At 64.1% G+C, this 25151-nt stretch carries 18 protein-coding genes; 8 read left to right on the forward strand and 10 right to left on the reverse strand.

The window, feature by feature from the left end:
* Positions 1-4: 4 nt before the first annotated feature.
* The 3 genes from F3J19_RS19395 to F3J19_RS19405 form a co-directional block, all read right to left on the reverse strand.
* Positions 5-1105: an HlyD family secretion protein gene (locus tag F3J19_RS19395; protein ID WP_205193030.1), complete on the reverse strand. Its 1101-nt coding sequence runs from the start codon at positions 1103-1105 to the stop codon at positions 5-7.
* Positions 1106-1185: 80 nt separating this feature from the next.
* Positions 1186-1608, reverse strand: a complete 423-nt coding sequence (locus tag F3J19_RS19400; RefSeq protein WP_167044533.1) for a MarR family winged helix-turn-helix transcriptional regulator — start codon at positions 1606-1608, stop codon at positions 1186-1188.
* 88 nt (positions 1609-1696) lie between these two features.
* Positions 1697-2119, reverse strand: a complete 423-nt coding sequence (locus F3J19_RS19405) for a MarR family transcriptional regulator (protein ID WP_167044536.1) — start codon at positions 2117-2119, stop codon at positions 1697-1699.
* 531 nt (positions 2120-2650) lie between these two features.
* On the opposite strand from F3J19_RS19405, the gene F3J19_RS19410 reads away from it, so the two are divergent.
* From F3J19_RS19410 to F3J19_RS19420, 3 genes are all read left to right on the forward strand, one after another.
* Positions 2651-3928: a VRR-NUC domain-containing protein gene (locus tag F3J19_RS19410; protein ID WP_167044539.1), complete on the forward strand. Its 1278-nt coding sequence runs from the start codon at positions 2651-2653 to the stop codon at positions 3926-3928.
* On the forward strand, positions 3909-5069 hold the full coding sequence (locus tag F3J19_RS19415) for a type VI immunity family protein (RefSeq protein WP_240159086.1): 1161 nt from the start codon (positions 3909-3911) through the stop codon (positions 5067-5069). Before F3J19_RS19410 ends, F3J19_RS19415 begins: the two co-directional genes overlap by 20 nt.
* A 96-nt stretch (positions 5070-5165) precedes the next feature.
* Positions 5166-6320 carry a DMT family transporter gene (locus tag F3J19_RS19420; protein ID WP_345891058.1) on the forward strand — a complete coding sequence of 385 codons (1155 nt, stop codon included), beginning with the start codon at positions 5166-5168 and terminating at the stop codon, positions 6318-6320.
* A gap of 41 nt (positions 6321-6361) precedes the next feature.
* On the opposite strand, the gene F3J19_RS19425 is transcribed toward F3J19_RS19420, so the two are convergent.
* Genes F3J19_RS19425 through F3J19_RS19440 form a run of 4 tightly spaced genes read right to left on the reverse strand, consistent with a single transcriptional unit; the run spans position 6362 to position 14256 of the window.
* On the reverse strand, positions 6362-7114 hold the full coding sequence (locus F3J19_RS19425; RefSeq protein WP_167044542.1) for an AAA family ATPase: 753 nt from the start codon (positions 7112-7114) through the stop codon (positions 6362-6364).
* A 25-nt stretch (positions 7115-7139) separates the two neighbouring features.
* Positions 7140-8033, reverse strand: a complete 894-nt coding sequence (locus F3J19_RS19430) for a transglutaminase family protein (protein WP_167044545.1) — start codon at positions 8031-8033, stop codon at positions 7140-7142.
* Positions 8030-10729: a circularly permuted type 2 ATP-grasp protein gene (locus tag F3J19_RS19435; protein ID WP_167044548.1), complete on the reverse strand. Its 2700-nt coding sequence runs from the start codon at positions 10727-10729 to the stop codon at positions 8030-8032. The genes F3J19_RS19430 and F3J19_RS19435 overlap by 4 nt, the downstream gene beginning before the upstream one ends.
* A gap of 29 nt (positions 10730-10758) precedes the next feature.
* Positions 10759-14256, reverse strand: coding sequence for a transglutaminase family protein (locus F3J19_RS19440; RefSeq protein ID WP_167044551.1), 3498 nt, complete (start codon positions 14254-14256; stop codon positions 10759-10761).
* A gap of 493 nt (positions 14257-14749) precedes the next feature.
* Here F3J19_RS19440 and F3J19_RS19445 point away from each other — a divergent pair, with 493 nt between their 5' ends.
* Entirely contained in the window at positions 14750-15931 is a 1182-nt protein-coding gene (locus F3J19_RS19445) for a putative zinc-binding metallopeptidase (RefSeq protein WP_167044553.1), read from the forward strand.
* Between the two features lie 118 nt (positions 15932-16049).
* Here the strand turns inward: F3J19_RS19445 and F3J19_RS19450 are convergent, their stop codons facing one another.
* From F3J19_RS19450 to F3J19_RS19460, 3 genes are all read right to left on the reverse strand, one after another.
* Complete coding sequence (locus F3J19_RS19450; RefSeq protein WP_167044556.1) at positions 16050-17336, reverse strand: DUF3443 domain-containing protein; 1287 nt, start codon at positions 17334-17336, stop codon at positions 16050-16052.
* Positions 17337-17347: 11 nt separating this feature from the next.
* Positions 17348-17797 (reverse strand): DUF2844 domain-containing protein, encoded by a 450-nt coding sequence (locus F3J19_RS19455; protein WP_205193044.1) that lies wholly within the window; start codon positions 17795-17797, stop codon positions 17348-17350.
* Positions 17798-18399: 602 nt separating this feature from the next.
* Positions 18400-18825 (reverse strand): phasin family protein, encoded by a 426-nt coding sequence (locus tag F3J19_RS19460; RefSeq protein ID WP_167044562.1) that lies wholly within the window; start codon positions 18823-18825, stop codon positions 18400-18402.
* A 321-nt stretch (positions 18826-19146) separates the two neighbouring features.
* On the opposite strand from F3J19_RS19460, the gene F3J19_RS19465 reads away from it, so the two are divergent.
* The 4 genes from F3J19_RS19465 to F3J19_RS19480 all read left to right on the forward strand — a co-directional run bounded on the left by F3J19_RS19465 (position 19147) and on the right by F3J19_RS19480 (position 25112).
* The gene (locus F3J19_RS19465; protein ID WP_167044897.1) at positions 19147-19602 is read left to right on the forward strand and encodes a hypothetical protein; all 456 of its coding nucleotides are present in this window, start codon (positions 19147-19149) and stop codon (positions 19600-19602) included.
* Positions 19603-20416: 814 nt separating this feature from the next.
* Positions 20417-21232, forward strand: a complete 816-nt coding sequence (locus F3J19_RS19470) for a DUF4410 domain-containing protein (protein ID WP_167044565.1) — start codon at positions 20417-20419, stop codon at positions 21230-21232.
* Between the two features lie 312 nt (positions 21233-21544).
* Complete coding sequence (locus tag F3J19_RS19475; protein ID WP_167044568.1) at positions 21545-24106, forward strand: type VI secretion system Vgr family protein; 2562 nt, start codon at positions 21545-21547, stop codon at positions 24104-24106.
* A gap of 4 nt (positions 24107-24110) precedes the next feature.
* Positions 24111-25112, forward strand: coding sequence for a DUF4123 domain-containing protein (locus F3J19_RS19480; RefSeq protein WP_167044571.1), 1002 nt, complete (start codon positions 24111-24113; stop codon positions 25110-25112).
* Positions 25113-25151: the final 39 nt, after the last annotated feature.

The following is a 25151-nucleotide window of genomic DNA, read 5'->3' on the forward strand; positions in this document are numbered from 1 at the left end:
CGGCTTATCCCCGAGTTGCCGCGTTGCCGGCGTCGACGTGTACCTTGACCGTCGCCGAAAGACCAGGACGCAGCACGTTTTGCATGTCCTTCGGCACATCGAGGCGCACGCGCACCGGCACACGCTGAACGATCTTCGTGAAGTTGCCGGTCGCGTTTTCGGCGGGTAGCAGGCTGAAGGTTGCGCCGGTAGCCGGCGCGAGACTTTCGACCACGCCATGCAGTTGCCGGCTCGATGCGTCGAGATCGACGTCGACGCTGTCTCCGGCATGCATCTTCTTCAGTTGATCTTCCTTGAAGTTCGCGTCGATCCACAAACCGCTCGCCGGCACGACCGTCAGCAGCGATACGCCGGTGTTCGCAAGCAGCCCCACGCGTGCGGTGCGATTGCCGACATAGCCGTCGATCGGCGAACGGATCGTCGTGTACCCGACGTTCAGCGCCGCGACGCGCTGTGCGGCCTGCGCGGTCGCGATACGTGCCTTCGCGTCGCCAATCTGCGCGTCGAGCACCGCGATCTGGCGTTGCGCGGCAAGCAGCGCCGCGCCGCTGCGATCGACCGCGGCACGCGCTTTCGTCAGATCGGCGTCGGCCTTCTCGACGACCTGGTTCGATACCGCATCGTCTTTCACGAGTTCGCGATAGCGTGTCTGGTCGGCGGCGCTGCGCGTCAGCTCGGCGCCGGAGGCGCGAACCTCGGCGGCCTGCTCGCCGATCGAGGCGAGTTGCAGCGATTTCTTCGCTTCCAGTTCGATGACGGCCGCCTGCGCGCTCTCCACTTCGGCGTTCGCCTGCGCGAGACGGGCCTCGTAATCGCGCGCATCGAGCCGCACGAGCACCTGGTTCGCGTGGACGAACTCGTTGTCGCGCACGAGCACGTCGGTGACGAAGCCGTTCACCTTCGGCGCCATCACGGTCACGTCACCGCCGACGTAGGCGTCGTCGGTCGTCTCGACGAAACGGCCGACGAAGAACCAGTACGAAGCAGCAAGCGCCAGAACGACAATGACCGTGAGAACCGCGAGCAGCATCCACGGAATGCGCCGTACTTGCCGGGCGGGTTGCAGCGCGCTCGGCGGCGCGACAGTCGAAGGTGTAGTGGACATGGTTCGTATATGTGCGTATGCACTTATCAGGTTAAAAAAACGGCGCCATGCGCCGGCCTCCGCGACTTCTAGCGTTGATGTCAAAGCGAATCCCGGGTGATCGCAAACAGTTCGGTGCGCAGCGCAGCCGCGCGCTGCTCGCCGAACCGGTGTTCGAATTCGGCTTGCGCGGCGTGCCAATGCGCGCGGCCCGCGCTCAGCCGCTCCGCACCGGTCGCGGTCAGCGAAATCAACAGCGTGCGTGCATCCGCGCCCCTCGTCGCGCTCGACACGAGGCCATCGCGGCGCAGTGGCTGGATCGTGCGGACCAGCGTGGTGCGCTGCATGTGCATTGCCTCGGCGATCTGCTTCATCGTCATCGGACCTGTGCGCCTGAGCCGCCCTAGCAGCGAAAACTGCGTAATGGTCAACCCGACATTCGACAGATGCCGGTCGTAGATTTGCGATACGTGGCGCGCCGCCTGGCGGATCGCAAAGCAGTCGTCGTCGAAAAGTGCTTCCATTGCGGTACTTTCCTGCTCGTTGCACGTTAGTGCATATGCACACAAAAAGGTATAAGAAAACCCGCCGAAGCGGGTTGATCCGCGCAATCTAACCGGTAATGCTGAACAACTCGGCGCGCAGCATTTTGGCGCGCGCGCGGCCAAACTTCTTTTCGAATTCGTCCTGCGCTTCGCGCCATGCAATGGATGCCTGATCGAACGTCCCTTCGCCCTTTTCCGTCAGGCTGAACAAAAATGTACGGCCATCGTGCTCCGCCGCATCGGCCACCACGAGGCCATCGCGCTGCAACGGCTTCATCGCACGAACCAGCGTGGTGCGCTCCATGACCATTGCGTCCGCAAGATCCGCCATCGGCAGATTCGGCATGCGCGCGAGCTTGGCGAGAATCGTGAACTGCGCAGCCGTCAGCCCGACACCACTGAGATGGCGTTCGTAGATTTGCGTGACGTGCCGCGCCGCCTGGCGCAGCGCGAAGCAGTTGCATTCGTCGTAGGAGATCGGTCGGGTCATGCTGGGCAGTCTATATGTGCATACGCACATAGTCAAGATTTTTGTGAATTGAAGAGCCTTACTCGATAGCGGACATCGCCGTTCCTGTCGTTAGCCCTGTCTCTTCCGTCGTGCTGAATCGTGACCTATATGGCAAGCGCGTTTGCCATCGGGAGAAGAAATGATGCTCTAGCGGATATTTTCCGGCCTTAAAACTCAAGGATTTTTCACAATTTCAGTCATGAATAGATCATCGCCTTGAGCACAGATGTGCCACGCGCAGTTAGTGCAAAAGTCATAGGACACGGCACTTCGGTGGGCTTCCGGGACGGCTGAGTCCGTTCTTGCCGAGGGTATCTCCGACTCATTGACAAAATCGTGTCGTTGCTTTTCTGCGGGAAGTTGGGAACGATCGCAGGCCATATGTCGGTTTGCCCCCTATTCGCGATTGAGGAGAACCCATCCGCAAACTTTCCTTCGCGGATGGCGGGACGGAGATTGTTCGCCAACCGCATCACCGAATAACTCAACTGGAGAGGAGAGCATGTATTGATGGCAGCACAGATGATTCCCGTTGACACAACCGTGACCATCCGGGAGGACATACCCAAATACGTCCGTCTTCCGCATCAGGCAATGGGTTACCTCGAAGAAAAAATCCGCTCGGCGATGTGGTGGCCCGAGGTACTCCGGGTGCAGAGACCGGATGGCCTGGTGGGAACGAGCCTGCTCAAGCAGATTGCGATGAGCGCGGCGATTCGCGCGGATGAGAGGAAACATGAGTTCTGCTGGCGGTATAAGGCTGAAGTGTCGTTTGATATGCGGCCATGGATAACAAGCAGACATGCAAAAGCGCCAATTCCTTTTCTCAGCAAGAGCGATGGCGACACCCCCGGGCGCCGCCACAGCCAGAACCCGTTTCCCCTGCCTGGCAGCCTTGCGGGCGAGGTGCGCCGCCCGGATGTGGTGATCGTCGAGAACGAGGGCAACCGGTGGCCGGGTCGTGGGACCGTCGATCACGACGGCATGGCTCAGTGGCCGAACCTGCTGAGGCTCGTCGAGGTCAAGTTTCCGGGAGACACCTGGGGCGAAAACCAGGAGCGCGACTATCTCGGCATTGCCGGCGATAACCGCCACATGACCGTGCTGAAAGTCTCGGGTGGCGAGGAACGTGCAAAGGCAATGGTCGAGGCGGCCATTGCCGCCGGGTTCCTCGGCAAGGTCGCCGGCAGGCTGCTGCTGCGCGCCCGGCTCCGCTCGAAGATCCCCGTCCCGCAAGCCGCATGGTTCGAGCCGTGGAGCGCGCTGGAGGGCGCAGCCGGTTCGGCCGCGAGCGGTGTGGCGGCGCTGTGGGATACGGCGGCACAAGGGGTCCGCGAGCTTTCTGCCGACACCCAGGTCTGGCTGCGTCAGAGCGCGCAGTGGCTGTTCGAGCAGGGCCGGTGGATAACGGAAGCGAGTGCCGCTGGCCATGACCATGAATGGCACTACCTCGACGACACAAACCAGGCCGTGTCGCGCTACACCGCTGCTGAACTCAAGGCCGCATGGCAGCAGATCAGACAGCAGACCGACCTGACCGTCCAGCAACTGCGGCAGATCGACTGGGGACAGGTGTGCATCACCATGTCCGGGGGGATGGCCGTGGTTGTCCTCGTCATCGATGGGGTTCTCGTTCCCGTCGTGCTGACGCAGGCTCTGGTCGGCGCGCTGGCCGCGCTGGTGGCGATCACCGCGACAGCGGGCGACGCGGCGCTGATGGCGGCACTGACCAGTCCACCCAATTTCTCTTTTACTTCAAATGGATCACATGATGAATTCTTCCCGTAAAAAGCCGGTGCTGACACCGGCGGAAGCCTTCAGCCGCTATGGCGAGGAACTATGTCAGCACGACAACCGGGGCGGGCTGGTGATCTTCCCGGGCGTAATCGGCACGGTGCTCTTCGAGCGCGGTTCGAAGCCCGATGTACGCCGCGGACTGCTCGCCTGCTTCGACCGTTTCGAACAACTGTTTGGTCACTACCTGAAAGGCGGTAGGAATGGCGATGACGGCCGCTTCAGCCGGAAGACACCACGCGGGGTCGAGGCGATCCGCCGGGCAATTCTGGAAGTCCCGCCAGAGGTCAAGCTGGAAGTCGTACGCTCCAGCGCGATCGACGAGGATAGCGCCGCAGCCTATCAGATCAAGACGCTGACCGATGTGGCGGTAGCCGAGGACTATACCGATCCGTCAGGATTTTTCGTGAAGAAAGGGCAGGACTGTGGCTTGTCCTACCTCAAATTCTGGATGCCGATGGATTTCGTGAACACGCCCGAAGGTGTCCGGAGCTACGAAGCGTTCCTGCGCTTCGTCTGCGAACAGCTTCCGGTGCGGGGCGGCTACGGCGGATTCTCATCCATCCTGCCGTACAGTTTCCACGAGTACATGCCGCAGGAGTGGGCGCTTGCGCAGCGGTTCAGCGGACTGGAAATCGACAGCTACGCGTTCATACAAGATATGGAATACGACACCATGTCGTACGAGGGTCAATCGACCGACCACATGACGGCGCTTTATGAAGACCTTCGTCCCGGCGCCAAAGTCGGGCATTACGGCTTCATCAAGGGCGTGAACTGGTACACCCTCATCGGCGACCTGTTCGTCGACCGCCTCGGCGGGGAAGCCGCCGTGCGAGCCGAACTGGCACGGCCTGACATTGGCATCGAGAGGATCGGCCACTGCCTGCTGATCCGCGCGGGCGACTTCCCCCGCCTCGGCGCGCCTGAAGAGGGACTTCCCGAACCCTACGTGTTCGTCAATCGCGTGCTACGCGTGCTGCGCAATCCCGCGCCTCCCTCGCTGCACACCAATGTGCCAGGCGCCGACCATGCCGACCTCGACGGCACCCGGCGATGGGAAGCCCGCTTTGATCTACCCGGTGCGCCACCGTTGCCGCGCACGCCTGAAATCGTCCCCGCGAAGAAAAACTGACCCAAGGCAGCGGCCTGGATTTTTTCGGCTCGGCGACCTCACTGACCACGGCGGCGAGGTCGTCACTGCCTCGAAGGCAGACTATCAAATCAATCGATGAAACCGGGTTATCGAACGGAGTACCCCGTCCATCGCTTTTACAGAGCGAGCAGAGCGAAAACCACCGTCATACCGTTTCTCAAAGCATGCAAGACAACCAAACCAACCCCCACCCACATTTCACTCCACACTGAAACATCCACATCAGGACACACGCATAATTCGATTCCACAGGCGGACCACGACGCGCATCGCTCATACCCACACCGTCAAGGCGAAATCGAATTGCCCCGTACCGAACCAGCCACGGGAAACGGCCCAAACACCGCTCTCGAACTCGCCCTGCTTCTGGCGCTCTCGACGCTATGGGGCGCGTCCTATACGTTCATCCGGATCGGCGTCGCCACGATTCCCCCGCTAACGCTCATCGCGGCGAGAACCTTGATCGCCGGATCGGTGCTCCTGTTCTGGATGAAAGTCCAACGCATCCCGATGCCGCGCGGCCTCGCGACATGGCGCCGCTTCCTGGTACAGGCGCTATTGAACAGCGTGGTTCCCTTCACGCTGATCGCGTGGGCGGAACGTTCGGTCGAAGCGGGTTTGGCGACCATTCTCAATTCCGCGTCACCGCTACTCGCATTTCTCGGCACCTGGACGATGACGCGCCATGAACCGCTGACACCCCGCAAATTGTTCGGCGTCGTCGCGGGACTCGCCGGCATATGCCTCGTTGTCGGCGTAAGCGCATTCGAAGGACTCGGGCATCAACTGATTCCGCAACTGGCGATCGTCGCGGCGACGGTTTGCTATGCAGGCGCGGCAATTTACGGTCGCTCGTTCAAAGGACTCTCACCGGCCGCGCCCGCGGCGGGCTCGCTGATTGCCGGCGCAATACTGCTCACGCCCGTCAGTCTGGCCGTCGATCGTCCCTGGACGCTTCACCCTTCATGGCAATCGCTCATGGCGCTAGCCGCGCTCGCGGTCTTTTCGACGGCCATGGCGTTCGTCATCTACTTTCGGCTCGTGCAAACGCTCGGCTCGGTCGGCACGACCGCGCAAGCCTATCTGCGCGTTCCGATTGGCGTGGGAATCGGCATGGCGCTGCTCGGCGAATCGCTGTCCACGTCGGCGTGGCTCGGACTGGCGTGTGTCGTTGCCGGCGTCGCCGCCATGACGATTCCATCGCGCGAGACGCACAAGCAGAGCGCGTAACGGGACTTGCCGCGAGTCCTCGCGCGCGCAGCAAATACGCGCTATTCGCCACCTAGCAACGTGTCGAGCATGCGCTGCGGGTTCATCAGAAAAGCGCGCATGACCTGGTAGTGCTCCGTGTCCTCATACGCCATTTGCGACACGCCGTTTGCATCGAAGTGATAGATCGTTGCATCGGGATAAGCCATCAGGATCGGCGAGTGCGTCGCGATAATAAATTGCGAGTCGTCGCTGACGAGATCGTGAATTCGGGCAAGCGCCGCGAGTTGCCGTTGCGGCGACAACGCGGCCTCGGGTTCGTCGAGCAGATACAGCCCCTTGCCGCCGAAGCGGTTCATCAACAGCGTCAGGAACGATTCGCCGTGAGACTGCTCGTGCAGCGAGCGGCCACCGTACGAGTGGATGATGCGCGCGCCCGGTCCGGGCTCCGAGTCGAGGTTTTCGATCTCGGTGGCAACGTTGAAAAAACTCTCCGCGCGCAGAAAGAACCCGTCCCTGGGGCGCTTGATACCCTTCGCGATGCGCAGATAGTCCGCGAGATTCGAGTGCGAGTTGCGCGTGCCGAAGTTGAAGTTCTTCGTCCCACCCTCGGGATTGAAGCCCATCGAAACCGCCACCGCTTCCAGAAACGTCGATTTTCCCGAGCCATTTTCGCCGATCAGGAACGTCACCTTCGGATGCGGTTCGAGCGACTCGAACGAGTGAATCGCGGGCAAGGAAAACGGATAGCACTCGAAAGACTCGACCTTCTCGCGCAGCAGTGAAATATGGCTGATGTACTGGGTGGAAATCATCGCAGGTACGGTGGAAACGGCTGCATCATTCTAGCCCTAGCACCGTCACCCCCACTTCCATCCGATGCGCGCCGCCGCCGAGAATCGTCCCGCGCAACAGCGACACGTCGCTGTAATCGCGGCCGATCGCGAGCGTCACATGATCGAGATCGGCGAGCACGTCGTTGGTCGGATCGAGATCGATCCAGCCGCTGCCGGGGCAATGCACCGAAACCCATGCATGCGACGCGTCGGCGCCGATAAGCTTCGGCTGTCCCGGTGGCGGATCATTGCGCAGATAGCCGCTCACATAGCGCGCGGGCAAGCCGAGCGAGCGCAGGCAGCCGATCATGACCTGCGCGAAATCCTGGCATACGCCGCTTTTCAGTTCGAAGGCGCGCTCGGCCGGCGTATCGAACAACGTTGCCGAGGGCTTATAGGCGAAGTCCGCGTGAATCCGCTGCATCAGATCGATCGCGCCGGCCACGAGCGGCCGGCCGCTCGTAAAGCTCGGCAACGCATAGTCGCGCAGCGACGGCCGCAAGGCGATATTCGGCGACGCGAAACAGAACTCGACCTCGGGCCGAAACTCGCCGCCGACGCGAAACCGCAGCGCATCGGCCACCGTTTCCCACGCGGGCGTGGCCTCGGCATCGAGATCGGTCCAGCGCGGCGTCAGCGACACCGTCGTTTCGCTGACCAGTTGCAAGCATTCGTGCGGCGTATCGAGCGCGAAGTACAGCACGTCATTGCCGAACGCGTCGATACGGCTATGCAGATACGACGGCTGCGGCTCGATCCGCTCGCTGCGCGAGATCACGCGCTGCCACGGGCACGCGAGCGGCCGGATCGTCGCGAGATGCTGCGCAGTCTCAACATAGGTCGAGTAGTGATAAGTCGTGCGATGCGAAACGGACAGCACGGTCGGCGCGTTCTTCATACCCACACCTGCGAGGCGACCGTGGTCGCGTGACTGAAATAACGCGCGCTGATTTCATGCGCGGCCGCATTCGCGAAGCCGCCGATCTGATCGCACAGCGCAATCAGGTTGGCGTAGGCGCCTTGCTCGTCGACTTCGCACAGCGATTCGAGCGAGGGCAGCAATTCGACGGGCGGCAATAGCTCCGCGAACGGCCGGTGCCGCGCGCTGTCCGTCGTCGCCGTGATTTCATCGAGCTTCTTGCGCAGCCGTTCGTACACGCCGTAAATGCCGCGCGGATTGTGCGGTTCGATCACGAGCAGATCGAGCAGGGCCGGCACTTCGAAACGGCCCGGATACAGCGAGCGATACGTGAGCGTGCTGTCGAACAGTTGCAGCAGCAGATCGAAACCGGCCGGCGTCGCAAGCTGACCATGCGCGGCGACGCCGCGAACGAATGCGGTCATCGTCGCGACGCGTTCGATATGGCGGCCGACGAACAGCAGGCGCCACGCGCCGTCGCGCGTCATGCGATCGCCCTGCGCGCCGCTGATCGCCGACAACTGTACCGACAGATGTTCGAGCGCGTTCGCGAGCGTCACGCGGTCGTAGCGATCGGCGGCATTGGCGCTTGCGCTATTCGTCGTGCCGTCTGCCGTACCACCCGCCGCACCGCTCGCGCCGCCTTTGCCGCTGCTATTGCCATTAGCGGCCACCGGCAACAACGCCTGCAATGCATCCTCGAAGTCATTACGCGCCGCGAGAATCACGCGCCAGTGATCGTTCGACAATCTTCCGCGCACCTCGCCGTTCGCGCGCGCCTGACTGCTCAGGTTCTGGCTGATGCTGACGCTGCCCGCACTGCCGGCGAGATTCGCGACGAGCACGCGCTCGAAGGTCTGCGGCGAAGGCGGCGTATGCGGCGACGCCATATCGCCCGGCTGCACGAGACCGCAGTACGTTGCGAGTTCGACCAGCACCGGAAACATCGCATCGGCATCGTTGCCTTCGAGCGAGCCGAGAATCAGCCGCAACAGCCGCACGTTGTTTTCCGCGCGCTCGCCGTAACGGCCGGCCCAGAACAGGTTTTCCGCGGCGCGGCTCGACACGGTGCGATGCCGGCGCGAAAGGTCGGCGGGCTGCATCGGCGAAGGCAATAGCGTAAACGTCGAGCTCGGTTGGCTCGACAGCACCCACGTATCGACGCTGCTGCCGCCGTGCTGCATCGACACGGTCGTCTGACGCTCGGCGGCCATGCGCGTGAAGCCGCCCGGCATTACGTGCCAGCCGCCGTTGACGTCGGCGATCGCATAGACGCGCAGCACCGACGGCCGGCCGCCGATCGTGCCGGCCTCGTAGCGCGGCGTACACGAGAAGCGCTGCTCCTGCTGAATCGTGAACGTATCGGGCATCGCCTCGATGCGCTCGCGCCAGGCCGCGAGCGGCTGCGCGCCCTGCTCGATGCCCGGCGGCGCGGCGCGTCTCGCGAGCGGCCATGTCGGCACGATAAAGGCGGTGTCGAGATGCTCGAACGCATGCTCGCGCGCGGCCGCCTCGCCGCACCACCAGGTCGGCACGCCGGGTAGCACGAGTTCCTCGCCGAGCAGCGCCTCGGCAATACCCGGCAGAAAGCCGTGCAGCGCCGGCGATTCGACGAAGCCCGCGCCCGGCACGTTCGACACGATCACATTGCCCGCGCGCATCACCTGCAACAGGCCCGGCACGCCGATCGTCGAATCGGCGCGCAGCTCGACCGGATCGCAGAACGCGTCGTCGAGACGGCGCAGCACGACGTGCACGCGTTCGAGCCCGGTCAGTGTCTTCAGATAGAGCCGGTCGCCGCGCACGGTCAGGTCCTTGCCCTCGACCAGCGTGACGCCGAGATAGCGCGCGAGAAACACGTGCTCGAAATAGGTCTCGCTGTAAGGCCCCGGCGTGAGCAGCGCGATATGCGGCGATATATCAGAAGATGATGCATCGGCATCGCCGGCGTTCGCTGCGTTGCCCAGGGTCGCCTGCGCGGATCGCACGAGCGTCGCGATCAGTTGCGAATAGATCGGCGCGAGGCGGCTCACGCGCATTGCACGGAACGGCCCGGCGAACAGCGTCGAGACGATCAGGCGGTTTTCGAGCGCATAGCCGAGGCCGGACGGCGCCTCGGTGCGATGCGCGAGCACGCTCCACTCGCCGTTCGGCGTGCGCGTCAGATCGAGCGCGACGACCTGCAAGTACTGCCCGCCCGGCGGCCTGAAGCCCGTCACCGAACGCAGATAGCCGGGATGCCCGAAGACCAGCGCGGGCGGCAATTGCCCGCGTTCGAGCAGCGTGCGCGCGCCGTAGATGTCGGCGACGATAGCATTGAGCAGATGCGCGCGCTGCTTCACGCCGCGCTCGATCTGCGCCCACTCGGCCTCGCTGATCAGAAACGGCAGCAGACCGAGCGCCCACGGCCGCGACTTGCCGTTGTCCGCATAGACGTTGTAGCTGATGTCGTTGTCGCGAATCTGCTGCGCGATCGACGCGTTATGGTCCGCGAGCCGCGCGATGCCGTCTTCGCCGAGCAGCGCGAAGAACTGCCGCCACGGTTCGCGCAGCGCGCCGGACGCGTCGCGCAGTTCGTCCCAATGTCCGTCATGACCCGGCAGCAACCGCAACAGGGACAAAGCGTCCGCGTGCGGCGCGGACGCTTCGAAGGGCAAGGTCGATTGAAAGGCCAAGGTCGTGTGAGGTCAGGAGTCCATCGTTGTCAACGGCGGCGCAGATCGAGCGTGAACGGAAACTCGAGACTGCGCCGCGGCGTGCCCACCGCGAGCGGCCCCGGCGTGTGACCCGACGCGAAGAAGCGCGCGCGCCGCCGGCTTTCCGCCTCGTAGGCGTTGACCGGGAAGGTCTGGTAGTTGCGCCCGCCCGGATGAGCGACATGATACTGGCATCCGCCGAGCGAGCGGCCGGTCCATGTATCGACGAGATCGAACGTGAGCGGCGCATGCACGCCGATCGTCGGATGCAGCGCCGACGCCTGCGACCACGCGCGAAAGCGCACGCCGGCCACGTACTCGCTGACGCGGCCGGTCGGCTGCAACGGCACCGGCACGCCGTTGACGGTCAGCACATGGCGGTTGCCGTTCAAGCCGAGCGCGCGCACTTCGAGCCGTTCCACCGACGAATCGACATAGCGCACCGTGCCGCCGGCGGCACCTTCCTCGCCCATCACGTGCCACGGTTCGAGCGCGTTGCGGATCGTCAGATCGACGCCACTCACGACCATCTCGCCGACCAGCGGGAAGCGGAATTCGAAATGCGGCGCGAACCACGCACTATGGAATGCGAAGCCGGCTTCGCCGAGATCGGCGAGCACGTCGTCGAAATCCATCCTGACGAAGGTGCCGAGCAGGAAGCGGTCATGCAGCTCGGTGCCCCAGCGCGTCAGGCGCTGCGTGTACAGCGTGCGCCAGAAACGCGCGACGAGCGCACGCAGCAGCAGTTGCTGCACGAGACTCATGCGCGCATGCGGTGGCATTTCGAAGCCGCGCAGTTCGAGCAGGCCGAGGCGGCCGGTCGGGCCGTCGGGCGAATAGAGCTTGTCGATGCAGAACTCGGCGCGGTGCGTGTTGCCGGCCACGTCGATCAGGATGTTGCGCAGCGCGCGGTCGATCATCCACGGCGGCAGGCTTGCGCTGTCGCGACCGCCGAGCAGATCGATCTGCCGCTGCAATTCGGCGAACGCGACTTCGAGTTCGTAGACCTGATCGTTGCGCGCCTCGTCGATACGCGGCGCCTGGCTCGTCGGCCCGATAAACATCCCCGAGAACAGATACGACAGCGAAGGATGGTTATGCCAGTACGCGACCAGGCTCGCGAGCAGATCGGGACGGCGCAGAAACGGACTGTCGGCCGGCGTCGCGCCGCCGAGCACGAAGTGATTGCCGCCGCCGGTGCCGGTGTGGCGGCCGTCGAGCATGAACTTCTCGCTGCTCAGATAGCAGTGCTCGGCCGACCGGTACAGGTACTCGGTGTGATCGACGAGTTGCTCCCAGCTCGCGGCCGGATGGATGTTGACTTCGATCACGCCGGGGTCGGGCGTCACCTGCAACACCTTCAGGCGCGCGTCGCGCGGCGGTTGATAGCCTTCGAGCACGACCTGCATCTTCAGTTCTTCGGCCGTCGCTTCGACTGCGGCGAGCAGGTCGAGATAATCGTCGAGATCGGTCAGCGGCGGCATGAATACATGCAGCAGCGTATGGCCGCTGCCGAACGAATCCGTTTCGGCCTTCGGGCCGGCCGCGCGTTTCGGGTCGCGCGCCTCGACGCAGAGCGCGGTGCGCAGCGTATCCGCCGACGACTGCCCGCGCGCCGGCGCCTGCCCGTCTTGCTGTGCCTCGTCGGCGCGTGGCGCATAGGCCAGCACGGTGCCGCCCGGCACGCCGCTCAGCACATCCGCCGCGGATAGCGACAACGCCGCGGCCTGGCGTGCCTCGGCCGTTGCCTCGGCGGACCCCGCCTGCTCGCGCACGCCTTCGTATTGCAGGCGCAACTGCGCGGCCGTGCGCAACGGCTGCGGCGGCGCGAACGGATCGTGCGCGTGCTGATACGGATAGTCGGTCTCCGATACCCAAGGCAGCGAGTCGAGCGGCAAGCGGTAGCCCATCGGCGAATCGCCCGGAATCAGGTACATGCGCTCGTCGCGGAAGAACCAGCGGCCGCTGACCCACTTCGGCGTCGAGCCGGACAGGCCGCGTGCGCGGCCGAGCGGCAGCACGTAGCCGGTCGGGTGGCTCAGCCCCGCATCGAACACGCGCCGCAGACGCGCGCGTTCGAGTTCGTCGTCGAGGCGCGCATCGAACGGATCGACGTTGACGGGCAGGCGGCGCTCGCGCCATAGGTAGTACCAGGTATCCTCGTAGCCGGTCTCGATGCAGTTCTTGTCGACCGAGAGCTTGTCCGCCAGATGCGCGATGAAGCGCTGCGCGTCGCTGGCGGTATAGCGGCCCGGCTCGCGTTCGTCGGCGAAGAGCGCGGGGTTATGCCAGCACGGCTCGCCGTCGGCGCGCCAGTAGAGCGACATCGCCCAGCGCGGCAACTGCTCGCCCGGATACCATTTGCCCTGGCCGAGATGCAGGAAGCCGCCCGCGCCGTAGCGCTCGCGCAGCCGGTCCATCAGCGCGACCGCGTAGCCGCGTTTGGTGGGCCCGAGCGCATCGGTGTTCCATTCGGCGGCGTCGCGGTCGCGCACCGACACGAAGGTCGGCTCGCCGCCCATCGTGAGGCGCACGTCCATCCCGGCGAGTTCGCGGTCGACCCGCGCGCCCATCGCCTGCACGTCGCTCCAGACTTCCTCGCTGTACGGCTTCGTCACGCGCGGCGTTTCGAGCACGCGTTCGATCGACATCGCGTGGCCGAACTCGACCTCGCATTCGTCGACCGCGCCCGAGATCGGCGCCGCGCTGCCCGGCTCCGGCGTGCACGCAACCGGAATATGCCCCTCGCCCGCGAGCAGCCCCGAGGTCGGATCGAGCCCGATCCAGCCCGCGCCGGGTAGATAGACTTCGCACCACGCATGCAGGTCGGTGAAGTCGACTTCGGTGCCGCTCGGGCCGTCGATCGCTTTGATGTCGGGCGCGAGTTGCAGCAGATAGCCCGACACGAAGCGCGCCGCGAAGCCGAGTTGCCGCAGCGTCTCGACAAGCAGCCAGCCCGAATCGCGGCACGAACCCGACGCGTTCACGAGCGTTTGCTCGGGGGTCTGCACGCCGGGCTCCATCCGGATCAGATAGCGGATCTCGTGTTGCAGCCGCTGATTGAGCGCGACGAGAAAGTTCGCGGTGCCGGCCGGCGTGCGGTCGATGCTCGCGACGAATTCGGCGAAGCGCGGCGTCATCGGCCGCTGGATGCGATACGGCGCGAGTTCGGCGGCAAGCTCCGGCGCATAGTCGAACGGAAACTGCTCGGCCGACGGTTCGAGAAAGAAATCGAACGGGTTATAGACGGCCATTTCGGCGACCAGATCGACGGTCACCTTGAATTCGCGCGTCGGCTCGGGAAACACGAGCCGCGCCTGATAGTTGGCGAAGGCGTCCTGCTGCCAGTTGATGAAGTGCCGCTCCGGCTCGACCCGCATCGAATACGAGAGGATCGGCGTACGGCAGTGCGGCGCGGGCCGCAGCCGCACGACCTGGGGCGACAGCGAGACGAGCCTGTCGTAGCGGTAATGAGTAACGTGATGCAACGCGACGCGAATGGACACTCCGGACTCCTCGACGAAGATGGGCAGCCCGCCAGAAAGCAAGCTCTATGCCGTTGAGCGACAACCGCTACCTGAACCGCCTGGTGCTTCATGAATTGCGTTGTGCTGACGTGTGCTGCTGTTGCATCTGCTGCGGTTGCATCTGCTGCCGTTGCATTCGCTGCTGCCTGATCTCGCCGCCCGGTCTCGCGACCCAGTCTCGCTGCCCCGAGGCGACTTTCATCATGTTGCGCTGGACTTCGATCTAACCTCTATCCGGTTAACCGCGATCTCTCGCGAAACACTCCCGCCACGCACAGCGCGTTGCCGCGGTGCGCCATCGAACCGTGCACCAAAGCGGCGCGCCGCCGATGCACGATCATGTACGTACTGTGCGTTAAAGCAGTGAGTTCTGGCAATCGCGGCATGAAGATTGCGGCGGGCTTTCGCTCATGAACCGCTCATGAACGTGACTCATGCCTCTTCACGCCGCCTTCACCACCGGGTCCGACCGATGAAAACCTTCCACTGCAATCGCTGCTCGCAACTCGTGTTCTATGAGAACGTCCGCTGCGAACGCTGCGAGTCCCTGCTCGGCTACCTTCCTGATCTCAAGGAAATCAGCGCGTTCGAGACCGCCGGCGAAGACCGCTGGCGCAGCCTGCATCCGCGCGCGGACGGCACGCTGTTCCGCCAATGCCACAACTATGCGGTCGAAAATGTCTGCAACTGGATGATTCCCGACGCCTCGCCCGACACGCTGTGCCGTGCCTGTCATCTGACGCACACGATCCCGAACCTGGCCGAACCGGAGAACCGCCTCTACTGGTATCGGCTCGAAGTCGCGAAGCGGCGTCTGTTGTACACGCTTGCTGAACTCGGGCTCGACGTGACGTCGCGCGACGCGGACCCCGAGCACGGCCTCGCCTTCGAATTCCTCGCCGACGGCGACGACGGCGCGCGCGTGATGACGGGCCATGACAACGGGCTGATTACGCTGAACATCGCCGAAGCCGACGACGCCCATCGCGAGAAAGTACGCACCGCGATGGGCGAACCGTATCGCACGCTGCTCGGACACTTCCGCCACGAGACCGGGCATTACTACTTCAGCCAGTTGATCGAAAACGAGCCGAGCCGGCTCGAACCGTATCGCCAACTGTTCGGCGACGAACGCGCCGATTACGGCGAAGCGCTCGAAGCCTACTATCGCGACGGCGCACCGGCCGACTGGCAGGCCTCGTATATCAGCGCGTACGCGACGATGCATCCGTGGGAAGACTGGGCCGAGACGTGGGCGCACTATCTGCTGATCGTCGACGTGCTCGATACCGCGAGCACGTACGGCCTCGCGCTGCTGCCCGACGATCCGCGCGAACCGACGCTGACCGACCGCACGCCGGTCGAGGACGCGAGCTTCGACAATCTGCTCAAGCGCTGGTTTCCGCTCACGTATGCGCTGAACAGCCTGAACCGCAGCCTCGGTATCGCCGATGGCTACCCGTTCACGCTCGCCGCGCCGGTGGTGGAAAAGCTGCGCTTCGTGCATCACGTAATCGCGGCGGCGGGAGAAAAGAAGATGCGGGCCACCGATCCGCCGGCAACGCCTGCGAGCGAGGACGAAGCCGCCGTGAACGAAGCCGCCGCGGCGGGTCCCTCGCACGAACCGCATCGACTCGACGCCGACAACGCCTGAGTTCGCGCACGACGACGGCATAAAAAAACCCGCTGCCGGATCGACCGGCAGCGGGTTTTTTTATGCAGCGATGCGCGGCCTTCGCTCACAGGCTCGCGCATGCCCTCCGCGCCATCGCTCAATACGCGACATAAGGCCCGGTCCCGCCCGGCGTCCCCTGCTGCTCGATCGCCGCATACACGTTGCGGCCATAGAAGAACGGCAGCCCCCAGTCGAATACCGCCGAGGTCACGAACGCCGGTCCCGCGAGCAGCGGCAGCGCCGCATCGCCGTTATAGGTCTGCGCAACCGAGGTCGCATTGGCGACGCCGAACGTCACCGCGCTCGTCACGCCGTTCACGCCCTCGATCATCGCGCTCAACTGCTGCGTCGAACCCGGGCAGTAGTACGCGCTATTCGGGCTCGCGCAGGCCTGCATCGACGAGGTCTGGAAGAAGAGTCCGGTCGAGCCGCTATCGAGAATGCTGTGCGAGTACGTCGTGCCGTTCTGCACCGTCGTGAAGGTGCCGTTCGACGGACTCACGCCGATCACCTGCGCATTGCCGAGCGCGTTGTTGCTCTGCGTGCCGATGCCGAACACGAGCTGCCCCGATACCGACGGCGCGCCGCCGTTCACGGTCGGCAGACTCAGGACCGAGCCGTTGTTGTCGGTCGTGAAGTACGGCACCGGATTGGCGACCTGATAGTTCTCGGCAAGCGGAATCGAGGTGCAGCCCGAAGCGCCGCAACCGTAGTATGTCGCGGGAATCGCCTGCTGCACGCAGTTGCCGCCGCAATCGTGCTTGAACACGCCGATGCCGAGAATGCCGTTGGCCTGCAACGCCGCCGGCGTATTGCGCGACGCGCCGACGGCCGCGCAATCGGCGGGCAGCGAGGCGTAGTTCGGATCGATCACCTGGACCGGCAGCGACGCCGCCGTTTCGCCGGCGATCCGCAGATCGGCGAGCTTCACCGCGCCCCACGTATAGCCATCGAAGAACTGCATGCATTCGGCGACGAGGTTGCCCGCGCCGTCCTTCTGTGGCGGCAGGTTCATCGACGCGGGCAATTGCGAGGCGAATACGCGCACGCCCCACGAGCCCGTATCGACGAGCACGTGATCGATCGTCTGACAGTCGCTCGTGCCGGGCGCGCAGATCGTGATGCTGACGAACGGCATGTTCGGCACGTTGCTCACGCCCGAGTCGACCGTCACGCGCACCGCGTTGGCGGCAAGCACCTGCGGCGCCGGCGAGGTGTTGGTCACGGTCGGGCTGCTCGACGAAGCCGTCGAGTTGCCCGAATTGGCCGAGTTGGCTGTGCTGCTCGCGCCGCCGGAGCCACCGCCCCCGCCACCGCATGCGCTCACGATCAGTGCGGCGAGTGCCGCGCCCAGCAGGGTCATCCACGAAGACCTGTATCGCATGATTCGCTCCGTTATTGAATGACGCCGACATCGACACCCGCGGGCAGCGCCTGCGGCAGATACGCGTAACCGGTGAACGCACGCAGATGGCCGCTCGAAAACACCACGAGGTCGCTGTTCGACACGGCGAGCGGCGTGCCGCGCCGGTTCGCGACGGCGGCCACGTACACGTCGAAGGAGGCGCCGAGCATCGCCTTGAGATCGGGCAAGGTCGGGCCGTCCCACGCGACGCCGAACACGATACCGTTTTGCGCGACGTACTCGCGCACCTGCGTGCCGGACGGCAACGTCAGTCGATGCACCGAGTACGCGCCCTGCGTGGTGGCCGCGTGCGCGACGGCGTGCAGGTGCGACTGATCGCCATCGACGGTGCTGACGTTCTGGCCGAGTGTCGCGTGCGCGGCGAACGGCAATGCGCAGCTCGCCCCGAGCATTGCGCAGGCAATGCGGGTAAGAAACATCGGTTTCAAGAGATTTCCTTCGAGATGAAACGCCCGTGACCACATGAAGCCGCCACAAACGCGAAACCAGGGGCGCACACCTGACCGGCGGAACCGGCTTGCCTTCACGCCGATCGGTTGCGTGAATGCGTCTACGGAAGGATGGGGCGAAACTTTAGCGAGGCGGACGGCACGCGGCAATCGTTTGCGCCGCGATTCAAACCGCGACGCGCGATCAGTACGTTCGACTTCGTTTGACTGACGATAGCGAAACCTTTTACGAACAGTACTTTGCCGTCTTTTTCTGTTTTATATGACGTTTAAAGCAAACGGCCACGGAAAATCCGGGAAGGGCTGCATAAAAAATAGAGACCGCTCGAAGCTTGTCCGGATCATGTAGGCGCTCGCTTAACAAACTGGGTCCGACGCGTGTATTCCTCTGACTACGGGCGCTTTCTGCGGCTTGCTGTCGGACTTTTTTCGGGCCTTTTATCAGACCTTATATCGGCCAAAATATCAGGCCAAAAAAATGCCGCGGATGGCACGATCGCCATCCGCGGCATGGGTGTTCGAAGCGTGCTTTGAAGCGCACGTCGAAGCGCGCAACGCCGCTTGCTTCGCGGTTATTTCTTTTGCTGCTGCAAAAGCGACTTCAGCTCCTGCACGTTTTCTTCCACGCGTTTTGCGATGACCGCATACGACTCCGCGTGCGTCTGATACGCGGCCTGCGCGAGTTGCTGCATATCGGCGAGCGATTTGTGCAGGCTCTGCTGGACCAGCTCCGCGGTTTTCGCCGACGGCGACGCGCCCGCTGTCGACAGTTGCGCCGTCAGCGCTTGCAGTTCGTTCAGCGTTGCGCGCAGCATGTCGGCCTGTTTCTGCGCGAGCGACTGCATGCCCTGGAAAGCCGTCTGATTCGCCTGAACCAGTGCTTCCATGTCCTTGCGCCGTGCTTCCATGATGGCGGGTACGTCGAAGCCGGGGAGCTTGAACTGCTCGAGCATTTTCGTGAGATCGCCAAACGGATTGGCGGCTTCGGGTCGGTCCATGCGAAATCCTCCTTGCGGTTGAACGGACGCCGCCGGTGCGCGGCCACCTCGCATAAGCATGGCATCGGGACCTGGCGACGGCGTGTGCCGCACGAGCCACCACGGCAAGCTGGGTTTGGGGGGTGCACGGCACATCGCGCTCAATCATGCTCTATCCGGCCGCATTGCGCCAGCGGACTCACCCTGACGCGCCGCCCCCGATGCAAGGCCCGGTAAGTTACCGCAGCGCTTTCAGTAACCCGACGAATCATCGAGTCGACTATCGTTGCGGCTGGACCGGCCCATCGTGGCGCCGGCACCGTTCTCGACGGGAGCGACATGATGAAAAAAGCCCTATTCTGCGCGGCGCTCGCCGCGGTTTCCGGCCTGATCGCAACGGCCGCCTGCGCCGACGATCCGCCGCCCCCGCCGCCCGGCGCGATGCATGGCGACGGGCCGCCGCCGTTTCGCGGCCATGGTCCGATGAGGGGTCCGGGCGGCGCCAACTTCGCGGTGATCCACGATCTCGAACAGTTGCGCCGTCTCTATGCGCTGAGCGGTCATGAAAGCGAAATCGTCGCGGTGTACCGCGACGTGCTGGGCAAGACGCAGGACCCGATGCTGCGGCACTACGTCTACGACTCGCTGGCTCGCGAACAATTGAAGCCCGCGAATCCCGAACAGGCAATCGCCACGCTGCGCACGAGTCTCGCGGAAGACCTCGCCGTGGCAAACAAGGTATCGCATGGTATGCCGGATGGCATGCCGTCGGGGCAGTCTTCCGGTCAGTCGCATTGAGTCGCCGCACTGCACCGACGCACTGAGCCGATGCGTCGAGTGGAGGTGCCGGGTTTGCGCGGCCGTTCGTGGCTGCGTGTTTGGATGGAATAAAGCGTCGCGTGGTATGCGGCGCTTACTCGCTTCATGCTCGGCGCAAGATCGGCCATTACGATCGGCCGTCCTCGCGTGGAAGCGCTCCCTCCACCGCATCGCGCAGCCCTTCGGCACGCTACGTTGGCTGTCCCACATTGGCGCTTCACTGGCGCTTTTCATCTTCCCCCAGGTGACTAGGATAGGAGCACCGAAACGTCCGGGCAGGGTGAAGAATGCGCTATCCGTTGAACCTGGCCATTGCCGCCGCCCTGCTCGTGTTCGTCCTGTGCTGCATCATCAAGCTGGCCTTGAATTGATCGTGGCGCATCCGTGCGGACGCTCATTGCGTTGCGCATGCCGACGACTTCGACGCGTACGCCGTATTGATCCGTGCCGGTCCGCATGGACCGCTGCGCCTACGGCTCACGCTGCTCGCGCGTAGGCGCTTTCATCTCACGCCCGTTCTTTTTTACGTCGCGGGCTGCTGCGACCGTGCCCTCGACACACCTTCACTCGCGCGCATTTCGCCGCGACATCGCGCGAAATAATTGTCGAATGGCGTCCGGCGCACCACGCGCCCATACTTCGTTCGCTGCCGGTGCGTACGAATCAACGACGCATGCGATCGAAGTGCTCCACGTGCGAATCCCTTCGCCGATGATCGACGATCCCACGGCTGCCCGATCATCGGCGCATGGCTTCGAACCGACCGGCACCCGGTGCCGACGACAGGATCATCATGTTGAACCCAATAAACTTCATCAAACAGAATGCGGCCCGTTTCACCTGCATGACACTCGTCTGTGGCAGCGCGCTATTGAGCGGTTGCGCCGGCGCGCAGATCACGAACGCGAGCGCGATGAATCCGCCCGTTGCCGCGCAGCGCGATGCGCAAACCGGCACATCAGCCGGCGTACCGGCGATGGCGCACCCGGACACGATTTACGTCTCGACGTTCGACGCCGATCCGCGCCAGGTCAAACTCGATAGCGGCATGCTGCAGAAGCTGAAGACGCAGTTGTCGGGTTCGTCGGCGCAACAGCAGCAGGTCGCCGATGCAGCCCAGGTTCGCGAGCAGACCGCCGATGAAATCGTGCGCCAGTTGCAGGCGATGGGTCTGCACGCGGCGCGCTCGGACGGCCCCGTGCCCGCCGATCAGAACGTGCTGCTCGTGCAAGGCAGCTTCGACACGATCGACTCCGGCAATCGCCGCCGTCGCACGCTGATCGGCCTCGGCGCGGGCAAGAGCGAAGTGACGGGCTCGGTGCGGATCATCTACCAGCCGGCGGGCGGCGCGGCGCGTCTCGTGCAGAGCTTCACCGCCAATGCGGACAGCGGCAGGATGCCGGGCATCGCCGAAACCGCCGGGGTGGGCGCGGCAGCCGGCAGCATCGCGACCACGGCCGCGGCGGGCGCGGGCCTGCACGGCATAAGCGAAACGAAACGCGCCGGCGTGTCGGACGATGCGAAGCGCCTCGCCGGCGCGGTCGCGAAACAGATCGCGCAGATCGGCGTCGCTAACGGCTGGATATCGGCGGAGCAGGTGAAGGGCTGAGAGCTGAGAGCTGAGAGCTTAAAGACGAAAGTCGGTGCCGTTCGTGCGGGACCGGGATAACGGAACGGTTAAATCCCCTCGCGATTCGCACGGTTCCGATTGAAGCGACGGAATATCAGAATTATTCAAGCTTACAGCCGCGTTATTTCTACCGATTTCTAATTACCCATCTTTTGATCGGCATTTTTTTCTCATTTCTCGCCTTTCTCCCCTTGATTTTCAAAGCATTAATTGCAAGGCATTGATTTCGTCACACAAATTTTTTATAAAATGCTCGCGCGATGCAAATATGACTTTGAAAGGCAGGGTGGAATGGGAACGCAAGATTTGGCCAGCACGATTTCGAGCGATCTGACACAAAGCGACCGCTTGCTCAAACTCGATACTCCGTTGGGCTCGAATATCCTGGTGCCGCAGCGTGTCGTTGGGCGCTCGCGCCTCGGGCGCCACTTCGAATTCACGGTGGACGTCGTTTCGACGACCGGCAGCATCGAACTCAAGTCGCTGATCGCGCAGCCCGTGACGCTCTGGGTCCAGCAGGCCGACAAATCGTATCAGCCGCACAACGGCTACGTGCATACCGCACGCCGGCTCGGCTCGAACAGCGGGCTGACCAGCTATCAGCTCGGTTTCGCCTCGTGGATGCACTTCCTGAAATTCCGTCGCGATCAACGCATCTGGCAGGACCGGAGCGCCGACGACATCGTCGCCGACGTATTCAACGCCCATCCGCAATCGCAGGGCCTGTTCCAGTTCGCGTTGTCCAGTCCGCTTCCCGCGCGCTCCTACTGCCGCCAGGACGAAAGCGACTGGAACTTCGTGCACCGGCTGCTCGAAACCGAGGGGCTCTTCGGCTTCTGGCGCCAGGCGCAGGACGGGCGCTCGCACACGCTCGTCATCACCGACCGGCTCGCCACGCTCGATGCGCTCTCGCCCGAAACAGTGTCGTTCTATCGCGGCGGCACCGGCAGCGAAACCGACGCGCTCGTGCAATGGTCGGGCACACGCACCCTGCAAAGCACGGTACTCACCACGCGCACGTTCGACTACAAAACGCCGTCGTCAATCCACAACCCGAAGGGTACGGCCGTGCCGACCATGCCCGATCAGGGCGCCCTCCCGGATCAGGCGGAAGTCTACGAATACACGGGCGCCTACACCTATAACAAGCAGGATCGCGGCGATCAGCTTTCGCGCATCCGTATGGAAGAATGGGAGTCGCGCGCCAAGCGTTTCGTGGGCGTGGGCGGCGTGCGCGCGATGGATGCGGGCAAGCGCTTCGTGCTCGACGGCCACCCCGATCACGACGCCGATCCCGCCAGCCAGAAAGAATTCGCGGCAATCGAAACGAACTGGGTGATCGCCAACAATCTTCCGTCCGGTAGCCAGGGATCGGCTTTTCCGCACAGCCTCCAGGAAACCGTGGACGCGGCGCGCGCGCGTCACGCGAGCGACGCCGCGTTCACGGTCGCGCACGACGACGGTTCGGTGGGCTTCTATCTCGTGGAGATCGAGGCACAGCGCACGAGCGTGCCGTACCGCAGCCCGTTCGAGCACCGCAAACCCGAGATGCACCTGGAAACGGCGATCGTCGTCGGTCCGCAAGGCGAAGAGGTCTATACGGACGAGCTGAACCGTATCAAGGTGCAGTTCATCTGGGACCGCCTGAACGGCGGCGACGAACGCGCCTCCTGCTGGGTGCGCGTGGCGCAAGCGGATACGGGCGGCGGCTACGGCGCCGTGCATATGCCGCGCGTGGGCGAAGAGGTTCTGATCGATCACATCGGCGGCGACTGCGACCGGCCCGTGGCAACGTCGCGGCTCTATAACGGCGCCGCGAAACCGCAGTGGCATTCGAACGGACTGCTCTCGGGCTATCGCTCCAGGGAATATGGCGGCGGCAGCGGCTACAACCAGCTCGTAATGGACGACTCGACGGCGCAGAACCGCGTCCATCTATATTCGAGCAGCTATCAGTCCCACCTGCATCTGGGCTATCTCGTCGATCAGTCGGCCAATACGCGCGGCGCGTTTCTCGGCAGCGGCTTCGACCTCAAATCGGAAGCCTACGGCGCGGTCCGCGCGAGCCAGGGCCTGTTCGTCACGACGCATCCGGCTTCCGTCACGCAACCGCTCAACGTCACGGCCGCAGCCGAGCAACTCGCCAGCGCGGAAAGCGTGGTCGAACTGGCTTCGCAGGCGAGCGCCGCGAACCAGGCCGAAAGTCTCGACGAGGGGCACGACGCGCTGAAGAAGTTCACCGACGCGACGCAATACAGCGTGCCGGGCGGCGCGGGTTCGAGCGGACGCACGGGCGGCGGCGGCACCGGCAACGCGAACGGTTTCTCCACGCCGATCATGCTGCTCGCGAGCCCGTCCGGCGTGGGCGTTTCCACCCAGGATTCGGCGCAGCTGACCGCGAACCAGCAAGTCAACATCGTCAGCGGCAAGAACACGCACGTGGCCGCCGGCAAATCGCTGATCGCGAGCGTGACCGAGAAGATCAGCCTGTTCGTGCAGAACGCCGGCATGAAGCTGTTCGCCGCCAAGGGCAAGGTCGAGATTCAGGCGCAGAGCGACGCGCTGGCGCTCACGGCGCTCAACGACGTAACGGTGACGAGCACCAGCGGCAAGCTCGTGCTGTCCGCCGACAAGGAAATCTGGATCGGCGCGGGTGGCTCGTATATTCGCATCACGGCCGACACGATCGAAAACGGCACCTCCGGCCAGATCCTCGAAAAATGCGCGTCGTGGGACAAGCCCGGCCCGGCTTCGATGCGGTTGCCCGCGCAGGTGACGAGCGTGACGAAGGGCTGTTCGTGGAAATCCGCCGCGGCGTCGGCGGACAGTGCCTCGAGCGTGGTGCTGGAGTAAGACAATGGACTATCGACACCATCACGACGAAGCCGCGAACCGCGCATCCGAAGCGTCCAGGACGACCGAAGCCGCGCGGGTCGACGCGTCGACCGCGACGATCAGACAATGGTTCGGCCGCCATGCGAATCAGCGCTGCTTTCTCTCCGTCGACCCGAGCCAGCGCGACCTGAACGCCGACTTTCCCGAACACGACAACCCGTTCGCGGATCTGCCGCGCGCCGACGTCGTCATCGATCACGAGGCGTTCGCCGAAGCGCATCGCCCCTATCTGCTCGAACTGGATCTTGCGACCGACACGGGCTTGGCCGCGCTCGCGCACAGCGTGCAGGCCGCGTTCGACGACCGCCTCCCGGCCTCGATGGCGTCGGGCCTGGGACAACGGATCGGCGGCTGGCTCGCAAGCCCGGCTTCGCTCGAGGATGTCGCCGCGCACTGGTCGCGTCTCGCGCTGCAACGCGACGCGGCGGGACGCGCCTGCGTGCTGCGCTTCTACGACACGCGCGCGCTCGACCTGCTGTGGACGGCGCTCTCCCCGGCACAACAGCAGGCATTGCTCGGCCCGGTAAAGGCATGGCACGCGCTCGACGCGTGCGCGCGGCTCGTGGTTCGCCAAAGCGCGCAGACGTCGCCGGCCCGCTTCGCGCTGCTGCCGCAGCAATGGGACGCCATCCATCGGCACGGTCTCGTCAATCGCGCGCTGGCGCTGCACGCGTATGCGAGCGAGCGTCAGCCGCAAGCGCACGAAGTCGAGGCGGCGCTCGCCGCCGCCGTGCGCGCCGAACGCTACGGGCTGCTCGACCGCGACGACCAGATCGCGTTCATCGGGCACGCGATTGCTTGGCATCCGCAATTCGATCTGCATCCCAAAGTGTTGCAGTTGCTCGGCCGCCGGGCCGACGACGATTTCTACTCGGCCGCAATCAGCCGGCTCTCCGCGGACGAGATCGCCGAAATCCGCCAGGGTGCCTGGTACGACCGTCTCACGGCGTCGGCTTCCCGCTAATCCATTCGCCTCCGCACGCAATCGAAACAACGACACAGC

The organism is Burkholderia sp. Ax-1724 (assembly GCF_011752995.1).
In the GTDB taxonomy this organism is placed as follows: domain Bacteria; phylum Pseudomonadota; class Gammaproteobacteria; order Burkholderiales; family Burkholderiaceae; genus Paraburkholderia.